Source organism: Chryseobacterium panacisoli (genome assembly GCF_008274625.1).
Classification (GTDB): Bacteria; Bacteroidota; Bacteroidia; order Flavobacteriales; family Weeksellaceae; genus Chryseobacterium; species Chryseobacterium panacisoli.
Genome location: NZ_VTRU01000001.1, coordinates 739874 through 758581, shown reverse-complemented (window position 1 = coordinate 758581; position 18708 = coordinate 739874). Strand labels below are relative to the sequence as shown.

Sequence of the window (18708 nt, the reverse complement as noted above, 5' to 3'; positions counted from 1 at the left end):
AAAGTATAAGTAAATGGAAACATATAATTTTATACTTTTTTGTTATCTTCATCCCAATAATAACTGTCCGGATAGATTCTTGCCCCAAACACTGCAGTTCCCACCCGTACAATGGTAGCTCCTTCTTCAATGGCTGTTTCCAGGTCTCCGCTCATTCCCATAGAAAGCTCTTTCATTTCTACATTCGGAATATGTTCATGGATGATTTCTTCCTGAAGGGTTTTTAAAATTTTGAAACAAGCTCTTACTTTCTCTGTTTCTGCACTGAACAGGCCAATGGTCATCAATCCTTTTATTTTTAATGTAGTGAGCCTTGAAATTTTTCTGGTAAGTTCAATCGCTTCACTGGGATCAATTCCAAATTTACTCTCTTCATTGGAAGTATTCACCTGGATTAAAACATTCATCGTTTTGTTTTCGGCCAAAAGCCTTTGGTGAAGTTTTTCGGCCAGTTCCAGACGATCTATAGACTGAACACAAGTAACATCATATTTCAGGATATCTTTGATTTTATTGGTCTGAAGATGGCCTATAAAATGATTTTCATGGGGTGTGTTCTTTAAGTCTTCGTACTTCTCCTTCAGTTCCTGTACTTTATTTTCTGCAATTAAGGTTTGTCCGTTTTTCAAAGCAATTTTGATATGATCTGCAGAAACTGTTTTGGTGGCCAATAATAACTTCACTTCATCAGTTTTCCTTCCGGATTTTTCACAGGCATTTTTTATCCGGTTATTGATGATGGCAAGATTGTGAAGAATGTCTTCTTTCATGATGTGGGTTTTCTTTCAATTGTTTTCACGCTTAAATCAGCAAACATTCATGATGTTCATAAATCCTTTATGTGTTAATCTAAATATTTTCATCTTCCCAAATAACTGAATTTATTTTCCAACCTTTTGCAGTCTTAACATACTGAAAAAATTTAGTGCCATTTCCTTCAAAATAATTACCATTGAGGTATCCATGCTTTTGGTATTTAGAAAAGCGTTGAGCAATATTGTTGACTATTTTTGTTTCCTCATTGACTTCATATTCCTCAAATTCGATAAGTGTTCCGTCTGTTAAAATTTTTTTTCTTGGAGTAATAAAACTGTCAAGGGTATAAACTTCTTCGTTATCTTTATCCTTTTTGATTATTATTGTTTCATTTAAACAAATATCATCAATACTTTCAAAATCCGGCTTTTTTCCATTAGTATTGGTAAACAAATTAAAAAATGACTTGGTGAGCTGATTGAGTAAAAATTTATCGTCCATTTGTGTTGATTCTGGTGTTTTAAAATTAATAATTTTCAAATTCAAAATGGGTTTTAATTCCGTACTTACTAAATTGATATTTTTTAATAAAGAAAAAATTCGTTTCCAGGAAAACGGATTCGTATAATTTCGGCAATTAATTTAGTGATCTCAATTCTCAACTATTTTTGCTTCCAGTTTTTTGATTAAAGCTGCTTTAACGGCGGTTAAGGCATAATCTTTCGCTTCAGCAAAAGAAATAGAATACTTTCTTTCAACTGTTCTCATTTCTTCAGGAAACTGTGCCAGTAACTGATCGTAGAATGTATCCAGAACTTCGGCAGAAGGCATTTCATAATTGATCTTTAGCTGAAAACGTCTTAGCAGAGCTGTATCAATAATCTCAGGATGATTGGTAGCACAAAGTAAAAGGGAATGCTCAGGATAATAATCAATTAATTGAATCAATGTATTCACCAGTCTTCTCATTTCCCCTACATCTTTGTCATCACTGCCTCTCGCTTTCCCGATCTGATCCAGCTCATCAAGAAAAAGTACAGATCTTTCCCTTGCTGCTTTATCAAATATCATTTTGATGTTCTGAGAAGTTTCGCCGATACGTGATGAGACGATATTGCTCAGGTTGAGGATCATTATATTTTTTCCTAAAGCATTGGCAACAGCCTTTGCTGTCATTGTTTTTCCGCATCCCGAACTTCCCTGAAGCAAAATCTTATTATTAACTGGAAGGCCATACTCCTGCAGCTCTTTTATATAGTTGTGTTCCTTGATAAGCTGAATAAGATGCTCCTTGTTATTTTTATCGAGAAATACTTCGTTAAGGTTTACTTGTTCTTTATCCTGAATAATAAGATTGTACAGACTCATGATGATGATAAATGATTATTGAGTAAACAAAGATAAAGCTTTATTAAATGCCGGAAGAAATCCTGAATCATAATAAACATCTGGTCCAGCTGAAAACAGCTTATAAATTATAAATGAGTTATCAATGATCGATAAAAATATTCAAAGCCATTTGTGGAAATCTGTGTATCCTTTGGGCAAATGAAAGAATTTCCCGGGTTTACAACAAAAAAATAAAGCCAGACTTGCGACTGGCTTTATTCATTTGGATATTAAAATTTGTTATGAAACTAAGATCTTTCTGCTTATGTTTTTGGGCCCTTTTACCCGATGGTAAAAGAGCAATCCGATCTCTCAGACTAAAAACATAAAACAATATAATTAGTATAAATTTTCTATAGGCTTGTTTTGTTTAAAATTAGTTTCTCTCTCTTCTTACTGTCATGAAATATGAAGTGATTACTACTAAACCTGTTACGATACCGATATAAGTTACCATTTTGTATTATTTTTAATTATTTGACTTTTTTTTATCAATCTTTCAATTGCAATATTACTACTTTCAAATCACGTGCCAAAGTAAATACTTATGATGTATATCAGTGTATTACGGTGGTTGGAGTTCATGTATTGGTTAATTTTTGTTTACATTAAATTAATGCATTATTGAGAATTTATTAATACTTTTATTATTCTCTCTGTAAAATTATGTGAAAACGTTAACCGTTTCTTGACTTCTATATTGGAGTTGATAAAACAAATAATAAATAATGCGTTGCATAATATTGTTTCAAATCGCTTTTTTTGAATGTAAATTTTTCACGCGGAAAGGATTTTCATGTTAAGAAAATTTATTTTTAGAGTCTTTTTCCGTTCGGAATTTTTGTCATTTGTCACATTTCATGACATGGAGAAATATTATTTTTGTGTCAGAACGGAGAAAAAAATTGCTGCAACGATATGTTTGTTTACCCGTTACAATGTTTAATGTTGTTAAAAATAAAGCACTTAAGATGACCTAAGTGCACATGAGGTGTATAATCGTATTAAAAAACTGAGAATTTTCACTGGTAGTAAAACAGAGAATATCACTGTTATTCCTTTTTGGAATTACCGGAGTGCTTTTACTATTTTTGTATAAAGAATGAATTTATGGGACGCAGTTATATTTTTCTTGCTTTAGCTATTGTATTTGAGATCATCGCTACAAGTTTTCTGAAAAAATCTGAAGAATTCTCCAAACTCTGGCCATCCGTAGTGACCGTCATAGGATATGCCTGTGCTTTTTATTTTCTAAGTCTTACGCTTCGTCAGATTCCTGTAGGGATTACCTATGCCATCTGGTCCGGAGTGGGAATTGTCTTTATAACAATAATTGGGGTTATCGCCTTCAAACAGGTTCCTGATCTTCCGGCCATTATCGGTATTGCTCTGATTGTCATCGGGGTGATTATTATTAATGTCTTTTCAAAAATGGGAACGCATTAAATAATAATGTCCTGATGCATTTGCTGCTGTTTCCAGTGCTGGGATCTTTTTTTGTATAAAAAGAATTTTCCAAGTTTATATTTGAATTTTAAATAACCTCTGAACTCAATACCGTTAAATAGGGTAAAAGGTATTGAAGGATCTTCGGCAAGAGACTGTTGGATTCCTTTGCTGAATACGGTAGGCCCTGTAGTTGCATGCACATTATTCGGATAGCGGTGATGATTGATATTATCCAGCATCAGCTCCAGTGTCTTCTTCAGAAAAGGATGGTTTTTATTGAAAATAAGGGCCCATTGTACATATAGGTTCTTATGTCTTTCTGCACTGATAACAGCCTCGTCATCTTCTTTAATGAGCTTTCGGAACGGCTGTATTGTGCTGCTGTCAATATCCAGATAAATACCTCCTTTTTTATATAATATGGCATACCGGAAAAAGTCTGCTTTTGCAGCACCAATAGTCAGTTTATGATACGTTTCTATATAGATGGACGGAAATTCTTCTCTGAGAAAATTCTCTATGTCCTGATCATCATAAAAGAAATAATTGTATTCAGGATTTTTTCGCTTCATATTCCAGATGTGATATCGGGTGATTAAAGGAAGCTTTTTTGTTTTAAAAGTTTGAAATATTTGTTTGGGTACAGACATACTCTTTTCTTTAGTAAATTCTTAATAAAATCCTGAAATTATTTTCATCAATCATTGGCATGCGAGGTAATAAGATTTTTCATGAAAGAGAATCTCTGAATTTGTGCTTTTTCTGTAGTTTTGATTGTAATTTGCAAGAATGGTTAAATGGTGGAAGCAGAAAATTTTAATTTTTTTTTAATATCCTTAATTAGAGAACTCCAGTGATCTGTTCGGATATTGTAAAAATCAAAATCCTGTGTTTACAGAAATTGTTTTCGACGTTATTTTGTTTTTTTTCTTTCAAATGGATTATAAGAAATTCCAACATTGAAATAGAATGAAGGTTTATAAGTTCCTTTCCATATATAATCATTAAAGGAATCCTGTTTTTTAAAAGCTCTGGAATTGATATTTGCTCGGAGTCCTGTTTTAAAAGTTCCTATAAAGTTTCCTCCAAGATTATGCTCATAAATTGCCCCTGAATTGAGGGCAACCTGTCGGAATTCATACGTGTTGTTGTTACGATAAGTATAAAATGAGTTATTATCCATTTCTGTTCCCAGAGATATTCTACCGTTTGAAGCAATGTCTTTTCTTATCAGTACTTTTTTTGGAAGCAGAACATCCAATACCCACCCGTTATTGAATCTGTTTTCATAAGTGAAGATAGGCAGTATGGGGATTTGGGAACTTGGGTCGATAATACCAGCCAGCCCGAGAGACATTTTTGTTTTTGGAGTTGCTTTTAAAATCAATGAAGCAGTTATCAATCCTCTGATCCGTTCAAAATGCTGGTCACTGCCGTCTGCAGAAATGCTGGCTGAATATATTGCTGTCTTTTTGAATAACCTTGAAAAATAGCTCAGATTAATAGCTTCCGAATGATAGTGAAAGTTCTCTTCAGATTCAATTCCGGGAACTACAGGATTTTCGTTACTGATTGAAGTATAGCGGTAGTTCAGCGCAGTGCTCAAAAGCCAGCTTCTGTTTTTGATGAAATAAATATTGGCATCTGCCTTCATTTGCTGAAAGCTTTTCACTTTATTGTCCGGCAGATCCTGACCTTGCAGCTGGGAAGAGAAAGAGGATGGAGTGGCAAAGGTATATTCTACATTGAAATTCCGGGCCTGTGGAATTTTATCAGCAAAAAAAGCACGTACCTTCAAAGGAATGCTGTCCTTTTTCTGGGCATACGTAATGTTCTTTAAAGGGAGTATGACCAGCGGGATCAGTACTCTTCTCAATGTTTTCATAGGCAGTTTATTTTAAAGGGTGAATAATAGATTGGAAGAAATTAAAGCTGAAAATTTTTTCATAGAAGATATCCAGGCTGTTTTCAATAATTGTATCTGCATAGCCGGCTGTATCCGGTACAAATGTTTCCTCTACAAAAACAAACCAGAGCTCCGAAAGTCCATATCTTCTTCTGAATTCTTCGGAGGCATTGCTGTCAGGCACGGCAGAATGTTTCATATCACAAAACAGGATTCCAATTGTATTTCCCTGCTGTTCTATAATATTAATAGGATGGTGGAGATAGCTCAGGATTTTAATTTTCGGATCAAAACATTCTACAAAATGGTGTAAATCAATAAGCTGTATTACTTTTTCTTCCTGTTGAGATTCTGTCATAAAGAAACATTCTGATGATATTTCCTGAGTTAGTTCATGAAAAGCTGTTAATTCCATATGTGTTCATTTTACAGTACAAAGGAATAGAGAAAAATATTGCGTGAATTTGTTTTTATACAAAATGGCCTGGATTTTATACAAAACCCGGACGTGTAATAATTGGTATAATAAAATACAGGTTTCGTATAATAAAATAGTTGTAAATTCCGTTATTGTCTATTTTTGTTAATGATAAAATGAGTCCATCATATGAAATACAGTCCGCAGAAATTTGAAGAAACCTTTGTAATGGATTTTTTGGTGGAAGCAAAATATGGGCTCCGAAGGCATCTGCTGTTTCTGATCTTCTTTTTCTTTCTGCTGTATAGCGCGAGATTCTGGCACTGGTATTCGGGAATATATCAATACTATGTTTTATTCTTTGTGTATACTATTCTGATTGCAATGGTTTACATTAATATATATGTGTTGGTTCCCCGGTTTTTCTTTAGAACAAAATACCTCACCTATCTTGTACTGCTTATTCTGATGGGAGTTGTGGGGCTTAATTTTATTGGATATAGTTTCAGACATCTTTTTGAGGACTTCAGAATACAATATACTCCTAAAGATAATGAAAGAGGAGGGATCTATGAAGGTATCCTGATGTGTATTCCGATTATTCTCACGACTACAACCATAAAACTTCTGCAGAAATGGATCAGTGATAATAAAAGGATCAGTGAGCTGAGTACCCTTACTCTGAATATGGAACTGAATGAACTGAGAAACCAGATCAATCCGCATTTTCTTTTTAATATGCTGAATAATGTAAAAGCATTGATCAGAACAGATCCCGCAAAAGCTTCAGTAGTGATTGTAAAACTTTCCGAATTTCTCAGATATCAACTGTATGAAAACAGTGAAGAAAAAACGTTACTGGCTTCAGAAATTGATTTCCTGTCCAATTTTTTAAACCTTGAAAAAATAAGAAGGGATAATTTTTCTTTTGATATTCAAACTGATGTTGACAAAAGAATAATCAGCAGTACGTTTATTCCTCCGAATTTGTTTACTACTTTCGTTGAAAATGCCGTGAAACATAGCGTAGATCTAAGTGGAGGAGAGTCTTATGTGAAAATAGAAATCAATATTGAGCATAAACAGCTGCATTTTATTTGTATGAATTCAAGAAGTGTCGGCTATACCGTTTCGGACAAGAAAAGCAGCGGGCTTGGGCTTGCCAATATCACCAGAAGATTGGAGCTTCTTTATAATGACACTTTTAATTTGCAGATAGAATCCGGTGAAAAAGAATATATTGTAAATTTAAAAATTCCCTTGTGATGAATTGTATTATAGTTGATGATGAACCTTTGGCAAGATCCGAAATGAGATCTCTGATCGCTGAAATCTCCAATGTTGATATCCTTGGCGAATTTTCCAATGCTCTCTCTGCACTAGAGTTTCTTAAAGATAATGACGCAGATCTTATTTTTCTCGATATAGAAATGCCCATGGTGACAGGTCTTGAGTTCGCAGAAATGCTTCCCAAAAAATCACTGATCATCTTTACAACGGCCTATTCTCAATACGCGTTGAAGAGCTACGAATTGGAAGCAGTAGATTATCTATTGAAGCCTATTGATCCCCAAAGACTTGAAAAGGCTATTGAGAAAGCTATACTTTACACCGAACTTTTATCCAAAGACACTGTGAAAAATACGGTAGAATCTAATACAGCAGACTTTTTATTTATCAAAGCAGAGCGAAGATTCTATAAAATAAGTTTTTCAGATATTAAATTTATAGAAGGGCTGAAAGACTATGTAGTCATTCATACAAAGCAGCAAAAGCTTATCACTGCAATGAATTTAAAAACCATTCATCAGAAAATATCCGGTGAAACCTTTATAAGAGTCAGCAAATCATACGTTGTGAATATGAATTATATTGATTCATTTGATAATCATAATGTATACATTGAAGACGCTGAGATTCCCCTTGGAGAAGTATACCGTTCTGAATTTTTTACACGATTTGCGGGAGGATTTTTAAACTCAGACTGAGGTAAAATGAGTAATGAATAATAAGAATGTGAAATAGGGGTTTCCGGGATTCACAATGCAAAAAAAACACATCATTATCTGTGAAAATCTGCGTAATCTGTGGTGAAAATTATTCAATAGAAACGGGCTTTAGCCCGTTCAGATAAACAAACCCTTCAACGGCTTTAGCCAAAACTTACAATAGTATTGATCTAATAAAGTTTCTGATCTTTTTCACAAAAGAAGCTTCTTCTTTTTCCTTTACCCGTTTGTTTCTTAATCAATTTCTGTCCACATATCGGACATATAGATTTGGTATGAACAAGCCAGTGCTTTTTCAAAACAAATTCTCTTTTCCATTTCAGAAAATCAAAACTGTAATTTCTGGCTTCAGCGATGAGCTCTTTCCTTTTTTTGAGTGGAAGATTCCCCAACAGGCTTTCCGGCTGAACTCCAATTCTGAAAAGTACTTCATTTTTAATGATATTGCCGACACCAGAAAAAATATGCTGATTCATCAATGCATCACAGACCATCATTTCCGGATTGGATTTTAATTTCTCTTCAGCTTTCTTAGGATTCCACCGATCGCTCATTACATCTGCTTCCCAATCAATTGTAGAGAGAAAATCAAGATCTACGGATTTTACGGAACAGGTATAAAAATAGATACTTCCGGCAGGAAAAAACAATGCCAGACGTAAGCTTTTATCCGGCTTGGTCTGTTCATCAATGCTGTAAGAGCCAAACATCAGTAAGTGAATCCGGATGGCTGCTTTTTCAAAAATGAGATAAGTTTGTTTTCCAAAAGTTCGGATTTCCAGAAGGGATTGGCCAACGAAAGTCTCTTTCTCAAATTTGGCATTTCCTGAAACTTCTGTTACTTGCTGACCCGCAAATGGCTGCAGGCTTTCTTTCATTAATATGATGGATGGACCTTCAGGCATACGTTTATTTTGAGATAAAGATTCAAATAGTATTCCATAACCCTATAAAATCTAAAGCTTTATCCCAAAATAAACCTGTTTAAAATATTCAGACCATTTTTTGTCCCACAAAACGGATTACAGAACCTGTTCCATTATGAAACAATCCTTCATTGAGCTCGATTTCTGTTTCTGTTAATTCAATAATGTTATAATCCGGAAAATCTGCCTTAATTTCTTCAATAGAGAACAGAGATTCAATATCCTTTGGTCCGCCTACCTTTTCATTCTTTGCGATATATTCGAGATGATTTTTACTGAAAGCTTCAAAAATAATAAAACCGCCTTTACGCAGATACTGATTCAGCATTTGATGGATGGAAGATTTAATATCTCCCGGAAAGTGAGCGTAAATAAGAGCAATAGCATCAAACTGTTGTTCCTGATAATTCAGTGCTGAAAGTTCTCCAACCTGATAATCAATCTTAGTCTCTTGTTGCTCTGCAAGCTGTAAAGCTTTGCTTCTGCCATTGGCACTGATGTCGAAAGCTGAAACCTGCCACCCTGTTGTTGCGGCAAAAACAGCATTTCGGCCTTCACCTTCTGCTGGGAAAAGTATTTTGCCTGGTTTTAATAGAATAAGTTGTTCTCTCAGATAATTGTTGGGTGCTGTGCCATACGCAAATTCTTCGCTGCTATATCTTTCGTCCCATCTTTTGAGCCATGTGTTGTCCGTCATTGTAAAAGAATTTTAAAATTTGGATAAAGAAGAACTGTAAGTATTCTTCGGTTGTATTAGTTGCATCAAATGTAGAATATTTCTTCAAGCTTTCCGATCTCTAAAAAACGTTTACTATTATAGATTTTTTGAATGACAGATCTGTTTAATAAAAATCTAAATACTATTCCATACAATTAAAATTTGGAGTAATTTTGAAAAATGATGAATTTAAACCAGATTTTCACCAATCAACGTACAGGAAACAATCCACAGACCAAGGCTTCACGAACTGATTTTCAAAGGGATTTCGACAGAATTATCTTCTCTTCTGCTTTCAGAAGACTGCAGAATAAAACGCAGGTTTTTCCTCTTCCCGGAAGTGTTTTTGTACACAACAGACTGACGCATTCCTTAGAAGTGTCATCTGTAGGAAGAAGTCTAGGAAGTATTATCGGTGAATTCATTGCTGAAGATTTTAAAGGTGAACTTACTGAAGATTCAAAGAATTTTTATCTCTATAATCTGGGGAATGTAATTGCAGCAGCATGCCTATGTCATGATGTTGGAAACCCCGCTTTCGGACATTCCGGAGAAGATGCCATTGCCAGTTATTTTGAAAGAAATGAAAGAGATCTGAAGTCAAAATTCAACGAAAAGGAATGGGCGGATCTGGTGAATTTTGAAGGAAATGCCAATGCGATCAGAGTGCTGGCACAGCAGCAGCAAGGGAAAGATGCAGGAGGTGTTCAGCTTACTTTCTCCACATTGGCAAGTATTGCAAAATATCCTTGTGAAGCTGTAGCGAAGAAAAAAGGAATCATTCACAGGAAGAAATTCGGTTTTTTCCAGAATGAAAAAGATATATTCCTTGAAATTGCCAAAGGAACCCAGCTTATTTCTGAAAGTGAAGAACCTCATATTTTCAAAAGACATCCTTTTGTATGGCTGGTAGAAGCGGCGGATGATATCTGCTATAACATCATTGATATGGAAGATGCCCACAGATTGGGAATTGTTTCTACTGCAGACTGTAAAAATTTATTTTTTGAACTGGTAAAATCTGAAACAAATGATGTGCAGAGAATTGAAACAAAGCTTGGTTCTATCTCCAACGAAAACGAACAGATTTCTTACTTAAGAGCAAAAGTTATCAATGCCCTGATTAATAAGTCGATTGAAATGTACAAATATAATTTTCAGACAATTCTTGAAGGAAATCTGGGCAATGGTTTACTTGATATCTATAAAAAAGAAAATAAAGCACTGCAGGACATTGCAAGTTTCTCCGTAGAAAAAATCTATAATCATAAAGCGGTTGTAGAAATTGAAAATGCAGGGTATAATGTAATGTATGAATTACTGGATCATTTTATCCCTTCCATTCTGAAACCGGAAGATCATAGAAAATCTTATGATGAAAAAGCTTTGAAATTAATTCCAAAGCAATTTATTTACAATGACGGCACCGATTATCAGAAAGTGCTCGGGGTAATTGATTTTGTTTCAGGAATGACTGATAATTATGCTACCGATTTATATAGAAAAATTAAAGGAATAGATATCGGAATGACCGTGTAGATTCTATTTATCGTAATAATTCAGATGCCTCTTCGATTAATGACTGCATTAATGTGGAGGCTTTTTTATGCTTTAAAAGCGGCGCAATCTGTCCTGCCCAGAAAAACACCAGCTCATGCTTTTGCTGTTCCAAAGCCGCTTTTCTCAATGCCCCCATAAAATGAGTCTGTAAAGGAAATGGTAATGTTTTGCCAGTAGCAGCCAATACATCTCGTGAGATTTTGGTGGTAATTCCGCGTCCTAATCTTCCGGTATAAGCCCTGGTAAGAGTAGTGGATCTTGCAGCATCGGAAAATAAAAACGCTTTATGTATCGGTAAAGCTCCGGATTCTTCAGTGGCCAGAAATGCTGTTCCGATCTGTACTGCTTCTGCACCCAGTTGGAAAGCTCCGGCAATTCCACGGCCATTGGCAATACCTCCCGCTGCAACTACAGGAATTTTTACCTTGTCCTTTATCAGTTGAATCAGAGCAAAAGTTCCCGTTGTAGAAAGTTCAGACTGATCCAGAAACGAAGGTCTGTGGCCGCCGCTCTCAAAACCAGAAGCTACAATAACGTCCACCCCGGTTTTTTCCAGAGCAATAGCCTCATCAAGCGTTGTTGCATTTCCCAAAACAACAGTTCCCTGACGGTGAAGATCTTCGATGAGGTGTTCACTAAGCAACCCAAACATAAAGCTGAAAACTTTAGGCTTGATATCAAAAATAACATTCAGCTGATTCTGAAATCTTGATTGGAAAGAGGGCGGAAGTGAAGGAATATCAGTATCTAAAAGATCAAAGTAAGGTTTGAAAGTTTCAATTGCTTTTTGATACTGTTCTTTTGTATGCGCGTTATCAATAATATCAAGGTCGTTTACCCAGAGATTAAGATTGTAGGGTTTATCCGTTTTCGTCTGTATTTCTTTGTGAATGTCATAGATTTCCTGTGGTGTCAAAGTATAAGCCCCGAATCCGCCTAATCCGCCAAGATTGCTCACTGTCGTGGTAAGTTCAACCGTAGAAAGACCTCCACCGAAAGGACCCTGCAGAACAGGATATTCAATACCCAATAATTCTGTAATTCTATTTTTATTCCACATGATTTTGTTGATTTTTAATTAAAATTAAAATTTGAATTAAGGGTGTATATTGGTCAATGTCTTATTAATGATGAGCCATTTTCCGTCTATGTTATTGAAAGTTATGAAATTATAATAATTAAAATCATACATTCTTACATTTAATTTCGCCGTAGCAATCGAATTAATGACATCGATGGAAAGGATCTCAGCTTTAAATTCCTTTCCTGATCTTTCCGGACTGACACGATTTCCGACTCCCTCAATATATTGTGCTGCAGTTTTGAAATACGGAACTCCATCTACATCTCCGAAAAGCAATGCTCCCTTATAGAATGCTTTTGTAAGAAGTTCAGTATTTCCTTCATAAATCCCTTTTAAATAATAATTTTCAATGACGTTTCTTATTTCAGTTTCTGATGTTGGGTTGGTTTTCATATTCTTTACATTTTGTGCATGGCCGCTCAATGGAAAACTGAGCAGCCATGCTATAATTAATGATAGTTTCATGATAAATGATGTCCGGCACCCATTCCCCCGTCAACATTGATGATGGCTCCGGAAATTAATTTGTTTTTAGCAATCGCATGAATCATCTGAGCTACTTCTTCCGGCTCTCCAATACGGTTGATGAGGTGCATTCCGGCATTGTTATCAAGATCAGCACCATGCATCGGAGTTCTGATCAATCCCGGAGCAATGGTATTAACCCTGATATTATCTTTTCCAAACTCTGCAGCCAGCTGCAATGTCAGGGCATGGATCGCTCCTTTGCTTGAAATAGGTGCTGTTGAGGGAGATTGCGCAATGGCATGATATACCAGTGGCGTTCCTACATTGATCACCACCCCGTCTTTTTGTTTGATCATTTGAGGGATTACAGCCTGTGTTGTAAAGAATGTTCCTTTTAAATTCGTTGTTAAAAAACGGTCCAGATACTCTTCGGTAACATCCAGGAAGGGTTTGTTCTCGTAAATTCCGGCATTGTTGACCAGAACATCAATTGATCCGAACCTTTCAAGTGCTGTCTTTACCAAAGCTTCTCCTGTTGCTTTCTCGGATACATTTCCGGCAACCATCGCCAGATTTTCGCCGGCTCCCAGTTCATTGTAAACTTCCTCTAATTTAGATGCTGTTTGTGAATTGATAATTACATGATCACCTCTGTCTAAGAAATAACGGGCTGTTTCCAATCCTATTCCTGAAGAGGCTCCTGTTACGATTACGGTTTGCTTTTTCATTGTATGCTTATTTTTTTTCTGTTGAAAATCCTTGTTCCTTTAATAGTGAAACCTGTTCTCCGGCATATCCCCAGTTATCATCTTCGATTTCGTTGATCACAATATGGGTTAAATGAGGATCTTTATTCAAAACTGAAGTTACAGCTTCACTTATTTTTCTGATTAATTGTTGTTTTGTTTCGCGGTTAAGATCTTCGCGAAGCACATCTACTTTTATAAATGGCATGATGGTAAATTTTTAAGGTTAATTGATGTTAGTAAGCTTCTGCAACAAGATGAATATTGAGATCAAAATTGTTGTAGATCAGTGTATCACCAAGATTGGTAAAAAAATTGGCGGATCTGAATTTTATATTGAATTTCGTTCTGTCGACTACAACTTTAGCATCTAAAGCAGCCGTATTGTCCGTTGTTGAAACCTGCAGGCTTGTGTTGACAGGATGAGTAATACCTTTTATGGTGAGATCTCCGGTTACGTAATACAGATTATGATCACCAGGTTCAGCATGAGTGATTTCAAAAAAAGCTTCAGGAAACTGATCAGAATTAAAGAAATCATCAGAACTCAGATGGCCTGCAAACTGTGCATTGGTTTCAGCATCCTCGATATCAAGGATTTTGATGGTGCGGGTATCAATGACTAATTTTCCATATACCGGTTTTCCATCTTCAAATCTGAAATTTCCCTCTTTTACACCGATTGTTCCGTTGTGGGCTCCGGTTATTTTTCTTCCGATCCAGTCGATCGTACTCTTTTCATTATTGACTTTGAAATTTTTTGTGTCCATTTTTATTGGGTTTAATTAATGACACAAAGTTCAGCCGATAGAAAGAAAAAGTTACGTGATGTACCTCACAAAATAGAAGAGAGGGTAAACGGATGTAAGATATTGGTTATTGATGAAGCCTGCTCAGAGTTTCTCTGGTTACTCCAAGATAAGAAGCGATGAGATGTTTCGGAACCAGATTGTACAATTGGGGGTACATAGCTAAAAGTTCCTCATACCGGAATTTAGCATCATTATTCATGAAAGAAAGCAGACGTTTCTGCGCGGCAACATAGCCTTTGTTGGTTCTCCATCTGAAAAAATGTTCAACCTCATGAATTTCATTGCAGATTTTTTCTCTGTCTTCGTTGGAAATAGACAGGATCGTCGCGTTGGTGATACAGTCTACATTAATAGTAGCCCTTGTTTTACTGTAAAGCGCATCAAAATCGGTCACCCACCAGGTAGGCATAGCAAACTGAAGGATAAACATTTTCATGCTGTCATTAAGATAGAATGCTTTCAGACAGCCTTCGAGAACAAAATATTCATGATTGACGGGGTCACCTTCCGAGATCAGGCTTTGCCCTTTTTTTAAAGTAATCAGATTAAAATGTTCAAAAACATAGTTAAGTTGTTCTTCAGTAAGAGAAGTGAATTTTGAGATGTGATCCTTTAATATTTCTTTAGAATTGATCATGATGTGCAATGAATATTCAAAAGTAAGTTTTTTCAGGATAATTTTAATTTAAAAAATAATCAATAATTATTGTGCCTGATGATTAGGCTAAAATGTATTAAATCTTATATTTATTTTTCATATATTTAAACAAATACCAATAAAAATGTTTAACAAAACATAATTTATTACGACCTATTAAAAAATTAAAAACTATGGGAATATATTTAGCGCCCGTTATTTTCTTTGGGCTTATCATTTTATTCGCTTCATTCTTTGTAGTTAAGCAGGAAACAGCAGCGATTATTGAACGATTTGGAAAATTCCGGGCTGTAAAGCATTCCGGACTTCATCTTAAACTGCCAATCATAGATCAGATTGCTAAAAGACTGAACCTTAGAATTCAGCAGCTGGATGTAATGATTGATACGAAAACATTAGATAACGTTTTTATCAAAATGAAAATTTCTGTCCAGTACCAGGTGATCAGAAGTCAGGTAGGAGATGCATATTATCGTTTGGAAAATCCTGAAAATCAAATTACTTCATTTGTTTTTGATGTCGTAAGAGCTGAGGTTCCGAAATTGAAACTGGATGATGTTTTTGTAAGAAAAGATGATGTGGCGATTGCAGTGAAAGGCGAGCTTCAGGAGGCTATGAACAGTTATGGATATGATATTATTAAAGCTCTGGTTACCGATATTGATCCGGATGAACAGGTAAAACATGCGATGAACAGAATCAACGCGGCGGAAAGAGAAAAAACAGCTGCAGAATATGAATCTGAAGCACAAAGAATCAGGATTGTAGCTGTTGCCAAAGCAGAAGCAGAATCTAAAAAACTGCAGGGGCAGGGGATTGCCGATCAGAGAAGAGAAATTGCAAAAGGACTTGAAGAGTCTGTAAGAATGCTGAATAATGTAGAAATCAATTCACACGAAGCATCAGCACTTATTGTTGTGACACAGCATTATGATACATTGCATTCCATAGGAGCCAGTAACAGAAGCAATCTGGTTCTTCTTCCCAATTCACCTACAGCAGCCAGCAGCATGCTGAATGATCTTGTAGTAGCTATGACTACTGCAAATACAGTAGGAGAGGCCGCTAAAGGGAAATATCCGGATCCTCCTCAAAAAGAGTCTGGATTTTAGAATAAGGAAAAAGGGCTATGAATACTGAAAGGTGAACCATTGGAGAGTTTTCCTTAATTGTCAAAGATAACTTCGGTCTTCATTCTTTCAACTTCTTGCATACAATAAAAAAAGCTTCTGAAATTTTCAGAAGCTTTTTTATTATTTTTTCGTTTTAGAAACCTGTTTTACCAAAGTGTATTTTATGGATGATCCGTCAGCTGGCGGATTGGCAATTTTTTCTGTTTTTACCTTTAAAACATATTCATAACCCGGCTCATAAGTAAATCCTTCGATATTGCTGTAAAAATTGGTCCAGTCTCCGGAAGCGTTTTCTTTTACCTGCAGACATTTCATAGGAGCTACACCTGTACAGTCTGCTGTCTGTGGCCCTACAATGAGGGTTGCTTCATTACCTGCGGATGTGTTGGCTGTGGTTGTACATTGCGTCATTGCGAATAATGCTAATGCAGGCACTGCCCCTTTTAGAATTGTTGCTATACTTTTCATAAACTTGATTTTCCCCATACTTCGCAATTACCATGCCGAACTTGCCTTTCCGGAATTTGTAGTACTTCTGCTATTGCTTTTTATTTTTTTAATCATTTAATTTGAAGTTCTTAAGCACTAACCACAAAACATAATTCTTATAATAAATATGGAAAATCAAATGCAAGTTGAAAATTACAGGATTCAAAAACCTGAAATGTGGGCAGGAAATATCGGGGATGAGGAAATAAAAAACAGAATCAAGGACTCCGAATTTGCCAGAAAACAAATTGATGAAGGCCGTGACTACTGCTACTTTTTAGACAAAAAATATTATACCAGCAATACGGAAAACAGTGAATATGTCTGTATGGCCTATACCCTGAATGAACCGGGAAATCTGGAGCGGGCGTCCGTGTCCGATGTCATTGTGGAGGAAAATGAAGTTTATCAGATTCACAGGATCAGTGTTTTGAGAGACGGGGTACTGATAGATAAAATCCCGGATACGAATATTAAAGTGCTTGACAGTGAAAATCAAAGCAGCGGGGGAGTTTTGAGTAGTAATAAAAAGATCAATATTACGATTAAAGATCTTAGACTGTATGATGTACTGATTTTAGAAGACTCAAGGATTAAAGCATTTACAGAGCGTGATTTCTTAAGAAAGGAATTCTCAAAATATGTATGGGTAAGTCCGGATAATTACTGGGCATATGGCAGTTTTAAATTTACTTTTATCAACGAACGTGAGCAGATGATTGCCTATAAAAAGACATTTTTCAGAGACGAGCAGGGAAATGTTCTGGAACCGGAAACGAATCATCTGAAAAAAGGAGAAAGGTTTGTGATAGAAGAGCAGAATTATATAAACCCTGTAGATTCCGGAAGAGAAATTTTCCCTTATGTGGACTTTGCTACACAAAGCAGCTGGAAAGATCTTTCCAATTATATTGTTCCTCTTTATGATGAGATTTTCAATAGCTCTTCCCTGAAGGATTTTGCTCCGAGCCTGATTGAAAAGCTGGATGCAATTGCTGATCAGGATGAAAAGCTTCAGTTTGCCATAGAATATGTTCAGAATCATATCTACTATATCTTCAATGCTGATGAAATGAATGGGCATAAGCCGCAGGCACCGTCTGTAACTTATGAAAATAAGCAGGGAGACTGTAAAGCGAAATCAGTTTTATTAAAAGTGATCCTTGATTATATTGGCGTGGATGCTTCTGTTGTACTGGTGAATTTCAATACAGATTATTATATCAAATATTACCTTCCGTCACTGTTAAGCTTCAATCATGTTGTTGTAAAAGTGAATTATAAAGGCGGGGAATATTTCATTGATGCTACTGTCCGTGATGAATTCGGACTCATTGAAAACAGAGGATTCATGTATTTTATGCATTATCTGGAAGTGAAAAAAGACCAGGAACTGCAGGTAAGAAAATCTTACAAGTTCCCTTATTTCTGTATTGATGAAAGAGTAGATCTGAATGCTCAGGGCAATACCGGAAAACTTACACTGTCAACTACCTATAAAGGGAACAGAGCCAATGCCATGAGAAGGTATTTTAAAAGCACCAACAAAAGAGAGATCATAGACAGCTGGAACAGCTTCCTTTTCTATGCACTTAATTATTCAGGGGACAGAAATGGTACAGATGTCAGAAATGTATTCAAAGATGCTGCTATTGATGTGGTAAGTGATGATAAAAGACTGAATGAAGTAAAGATTCAATATACCGCTGTTATTGAGAATCCATATTTTGTAGATCCGCAGAACAACCGTTTTCTGATGTATTTTGACCGGAATGTAGTGAAGGCAGGTGCAAGAGATTTTATGCATAAAGATTTGCCTTTCTGGCATAATTTCGACAGTGAGAAATATGAGATCAATCTGCATACCGACCATAAAATTGATACAGAAGAAAAATATACCATTCAGGAAAGTACCATTGCCAACCCGTATTTTGACTATAAAAGCCGTAAAAAAGTAAGTAAGAACGGAGCAAGTGTATTCATTGAATACAATCCTCTGATCAATCTTGAAATTCCGCAAAGTGAGTTTGAAAAGTTCAGGACAGACCATCATACAATTGCAGACAGCAATTTCGGAATTGGAATTGACATCATAGAACCGGGGCTGATGAACAGGCTTAAATTTAGTTTTAAGAAGAAATTTAAATAAAATCTGAATTCAAAGTTTAGAGTTTCAGCGGGCGGCGG

The 18708-nt window shown here is 35.8% G+C and carries 21 protein-coding genes; 6 read left to right on the top strand and 15 right to left on the bottom strand.

What is annotated here, in order from left to right; genetic code table 11:
- Positions 1-29: 29 nt before the first annotated feature.
- The 3 genes from FW781_RS03580 to FW781_RS03570 all read right to left on the bottom strand — a co-directional run bounded on the left by FW781_RS03580 (position 30) and on the right by FW781_RS03570 (position 2124).
- Positions 30-770: a YggS family pyridoxal phosphate-dependent enzyme gene (locus FW781_RS03580; protein ID WP_149386154.1), complete on the bottom strand. Its 741-nt coding sequence runs from the start codon at positions 768-770 to the stop codon at positions 30-32.
- A 79-nt stretch (positions 771-849) separates the two neighbouring features.
- A complete protein-coding gene (locus FW781_RS03575; RefSeq protein ID WP_172625654.1) occupies positions 850-1296 on the bottom strand; it encodes a DUF4440 domain-containing protein in 447 nt (148 codons plus the stop codon).
- 111 nt (positions 1297-1407) lie between these two features.
- Positions 1408-2124 carry an AAA family ATPase gene (locus tag FW781_RS03570; RefSeq protein WP_149386152.1) on the bottom strand — a complete coding sequence of 239 codons (717 nt, stop codon included), beginning with the start codon at positions 2122-2124 and terminating at the stop codon, positions 1408-1410.
- A gap of 1131 nt (positions 2125-3255) precedes the next feature.
- Between FW781_RS03570 and FW781_RS03565 the strand changes: the two genes are divergently transcribed.
- Positions 3256-3591: a DMT family transporter gene (locus FW781_RS03565; RefSeq protein ID WP_149386151.1), complete on the top strand. Its 336-nt coding sequence runs from the start codon at positions 3256-3258 to the stop codon at positions 3589-3591.
- Here FW781_RS03565 and FW781_RS03560 read toward each other — a convergent pair.
- The 3 genes from FW781_RS03560 to FW781_RS03550 form a co-directional block, all read right to left on the bottom strand.
- Positions 3588-4166, bottom strand: a complete 579-nt coding sequence (locus FW781_RS03560; RefSeq protein ID WP_228720128.1) for a glycosyltransferase family 32 protein — start codon at positions 4164-4166, stop codon at positions 3588-3590. The genes FW781_RS03565 and FW781_RS03560 overlap by 4 nt on opposite strands.
- A gap of 341 nt (positions 4167-4507) precedes the next feature.
- Positions 4508-5479, bottom strand: coding sequence for a hypothetical protein (locus FW781_RS03555; protein WP_149386149.1), 972 nt, complete (start codon positions 5477-5479; stop codon positions 4508-4510).
- Between the two features lie 7 nt (positions 5480-5486).
- On the bottom strand, positions 5487-5915 hold the full coding sequence (locus tag FW781_RS03550) for a hypothetical protein (RefSeq protein WP_149386148.1): 429 nt from the start codon (positions 5913-5915) through the stop codon (positions 5487-5489).
- A 192-nt stretch (positions 5916-6107) separates the two neighbouring features.
- Here FW781_RS03550 and FW781_RS03545 point away from each other — a divergent pair, with 192 nt between their 5' ends.
- Positions 6108-7184: a sensor histidine kinase gene (locus FW781_RS03545; protein ID WP_149386147.1), complete on the top strand. Its 1077-nt coding sequence runs from the start codon at positions 6108-6110 to the stop codon at positions 7182-7184.
- The gene (locus FW781_RS03540; protein WP_149386146.1) at positions 7184-7906 is read left to right on the top strand and encodes a LytR/AlgR family response regulator transcription factor; all 723 of its coding nucleotides are present in this window, start codon (positions 7184-7186) and stop codon (positions 7904-7906) included. The genes FW781_RS03545 and FW781_RS03540 overlap by 1 nt, the downstream gene beginning before the upstream one ends.
- 191 nt (positions 7907-8097) lie before the next feature.
- On the opposite strand, the gene FW781_RS03535 is transcribed toward FW781_RS03540, so the two are convergent.
- Both FW781_RS03535 and FW781_RS03530 read right to left on the bottom strand, forming a co-directional pair.
- The gene (locus FW781_RS03535; RefSeq protein WP_149386145.1) at positions 8098-8832 is read right to left on the bottom strand and encodes a DNA-formamidopyrimidine glycosylase family protein; all 735 of its coding nucleotides are present in this window, start codon (positions 8830-8832) and stop codon (positions 8098-8100) included.
- An 88-nt stretch (positions 8833-8920) separates the two neighbouring features.
- Positions 8921-9550 carry a class I SAM-dependent methyltransferase gene (locus tag FW781_RS03530; RefSeq protein WP_149386144.1) on the bottom strand — a complete coding sequence of 210 codons (630 nt, stop codon included), beginning with the start codon at positions 9548-9550 and terminating at the stop codon, positions 8921-8923.
- Positions 9551-9754: 204 nt separating this feature from the next.
- Between FW781_RS03530 and FW781_RS03525 the strand changes: the two genes are divergently transcribed.
- The gene (locus FW781_RS03525) at positions 9755-11110 is read left to right on the top strand and encodes a deoxyguanosinetriphosphate triphosphohydrolase (protein ID WP_149387353.1); all 1356 of its coding nucleotides are present in this window, start codon (positions 9755-9757) and stop codon (positions 11108-11110) included.
- A gap of 7 nt (positions 11111-11117) precedes the next feature.
- On the opposite strand, the gene FW781_RS03520 is transcribed toward FW781_RS03525, so the two are convergent.
- The 6 genes from FW781_RS03520 to FW781_RS03495 all read right to left on the bottom strand — a co-directional run bounded on the left by FW781_RS03520 (position 11118) and on the right by FW781_RS03495 (position 14878).
- Positions 11118-12191 (bottom strand): NAD(P)H-dependent flavin oxidoreductase, encoded by a 1074-nt coding sequence (locus tag FW781_RS03520; RefSeq protein WP_149386143.1) that lies wholly within the window; start codon positions 12189-12191, stop codon positions 11118-11120.
- 36 nt (positions 12192-12227) lie between these two features.
- The gene (locus FW781_RS03515; protein ID WP_149386142.1) at positions 12228-12680 is read right to left on the bottom strand and encodes a nuclear transport factor 2 family protein; all 453 of its coding nucleotides are present in this window, start codon (positions 12678-12680) and stop codon (positions 12228-12230) included.
- A complete protein-coding gene (locus FW781_RS03510) occupies positions 12677-13411 on the bottom strand; it encodes an SDR family NAD(P)-dependent oxidoreductase (RefSeq protein ID WP_149386141.1) in 735 nt (244 codons plus the stop codon). The genes FW781_RS03515 and FW781_RS03510 overlap by 4 nt, the downstream gene beginning before the upstream one ends.
- Before the next feature lie 7 nt (positions 13412-13418).
- A complete protein-coding gene (locus FW781_RS03505) occupies positions 13419-13637 on the bottom strand; it encodes a tautomerase family protein (RefSeq protein WP_149386140.1) in 219 nt (72 codons plus the stop codon).
- A gap of 28 nt (positions 13638-13665) precedes the next feature.
- Positions 13666-14199: a YceI family protein gene (locus FW781_RS03500; RefSeq protein ID WP_149386139.1), complete on the bottom strand. Its 534-nt coding sequence runs from the start codon at positions 14197-14199 to the stop codon at positions 13666-13668.
- Between the two features lie 106 nt (positions 14200-14305).
- Entirely contained in the window at positions 14306-14878 is a 573-nt protein-coding gene (locus tag FW781_RS03495) for a Crp/Fnr family transcriptional regulator (protein WP_228720127.1), read from the bottom strand.
- Positions 14879-15072: 194 nt separating this feature from the next.
- On the opposite strand from FW781_RS03495, the gene FW781_RS03490 reads away from it, so the two are divergent.
- The gene (locus FW781_RS03490) at positions 15073-16011 is read left to right on the top strand and encodes an SPFH domain-containing protein (RefSeq protein WP_149386137.1); all 939 of its coding nucleotides are present in this window, start codon (positions 15073-15075) and stop codon (positions 16009-16011) included.
- Positions 16012-16152: 141 nt separating this feature from the next.
- Here FW781_RS03490 and FW781_RS03485 read toward each other — a convergent pair whose 3' ends face one another.
- Positions 16153-16500, bottom strand: a complete 348-nt coding sequence (locus FW781_RS03485; RefSeq protein ID WP_149386136.1) for a DUF4377 domain-containing protein — start codon at positions 16498-16500, stop codon at positions 16153-16155.
- A gap of 148 nt (positions 16501-16648) precedes the next feature.
- Between FW781_RS03485 and FW781_RS03480 the strand changes: the two genes are divergently transcribed.
- Complete coding sequence (locus FW781_RS03480) at positions 16649-18670, top strand: hypothetical protein (protein WP_149386135.1); 2022 nt, start codon at positions 16649-16651, stop codon at positions 18668-18670.
- Positions 18671-18708 lie beyond the last annotated feature (38 nt).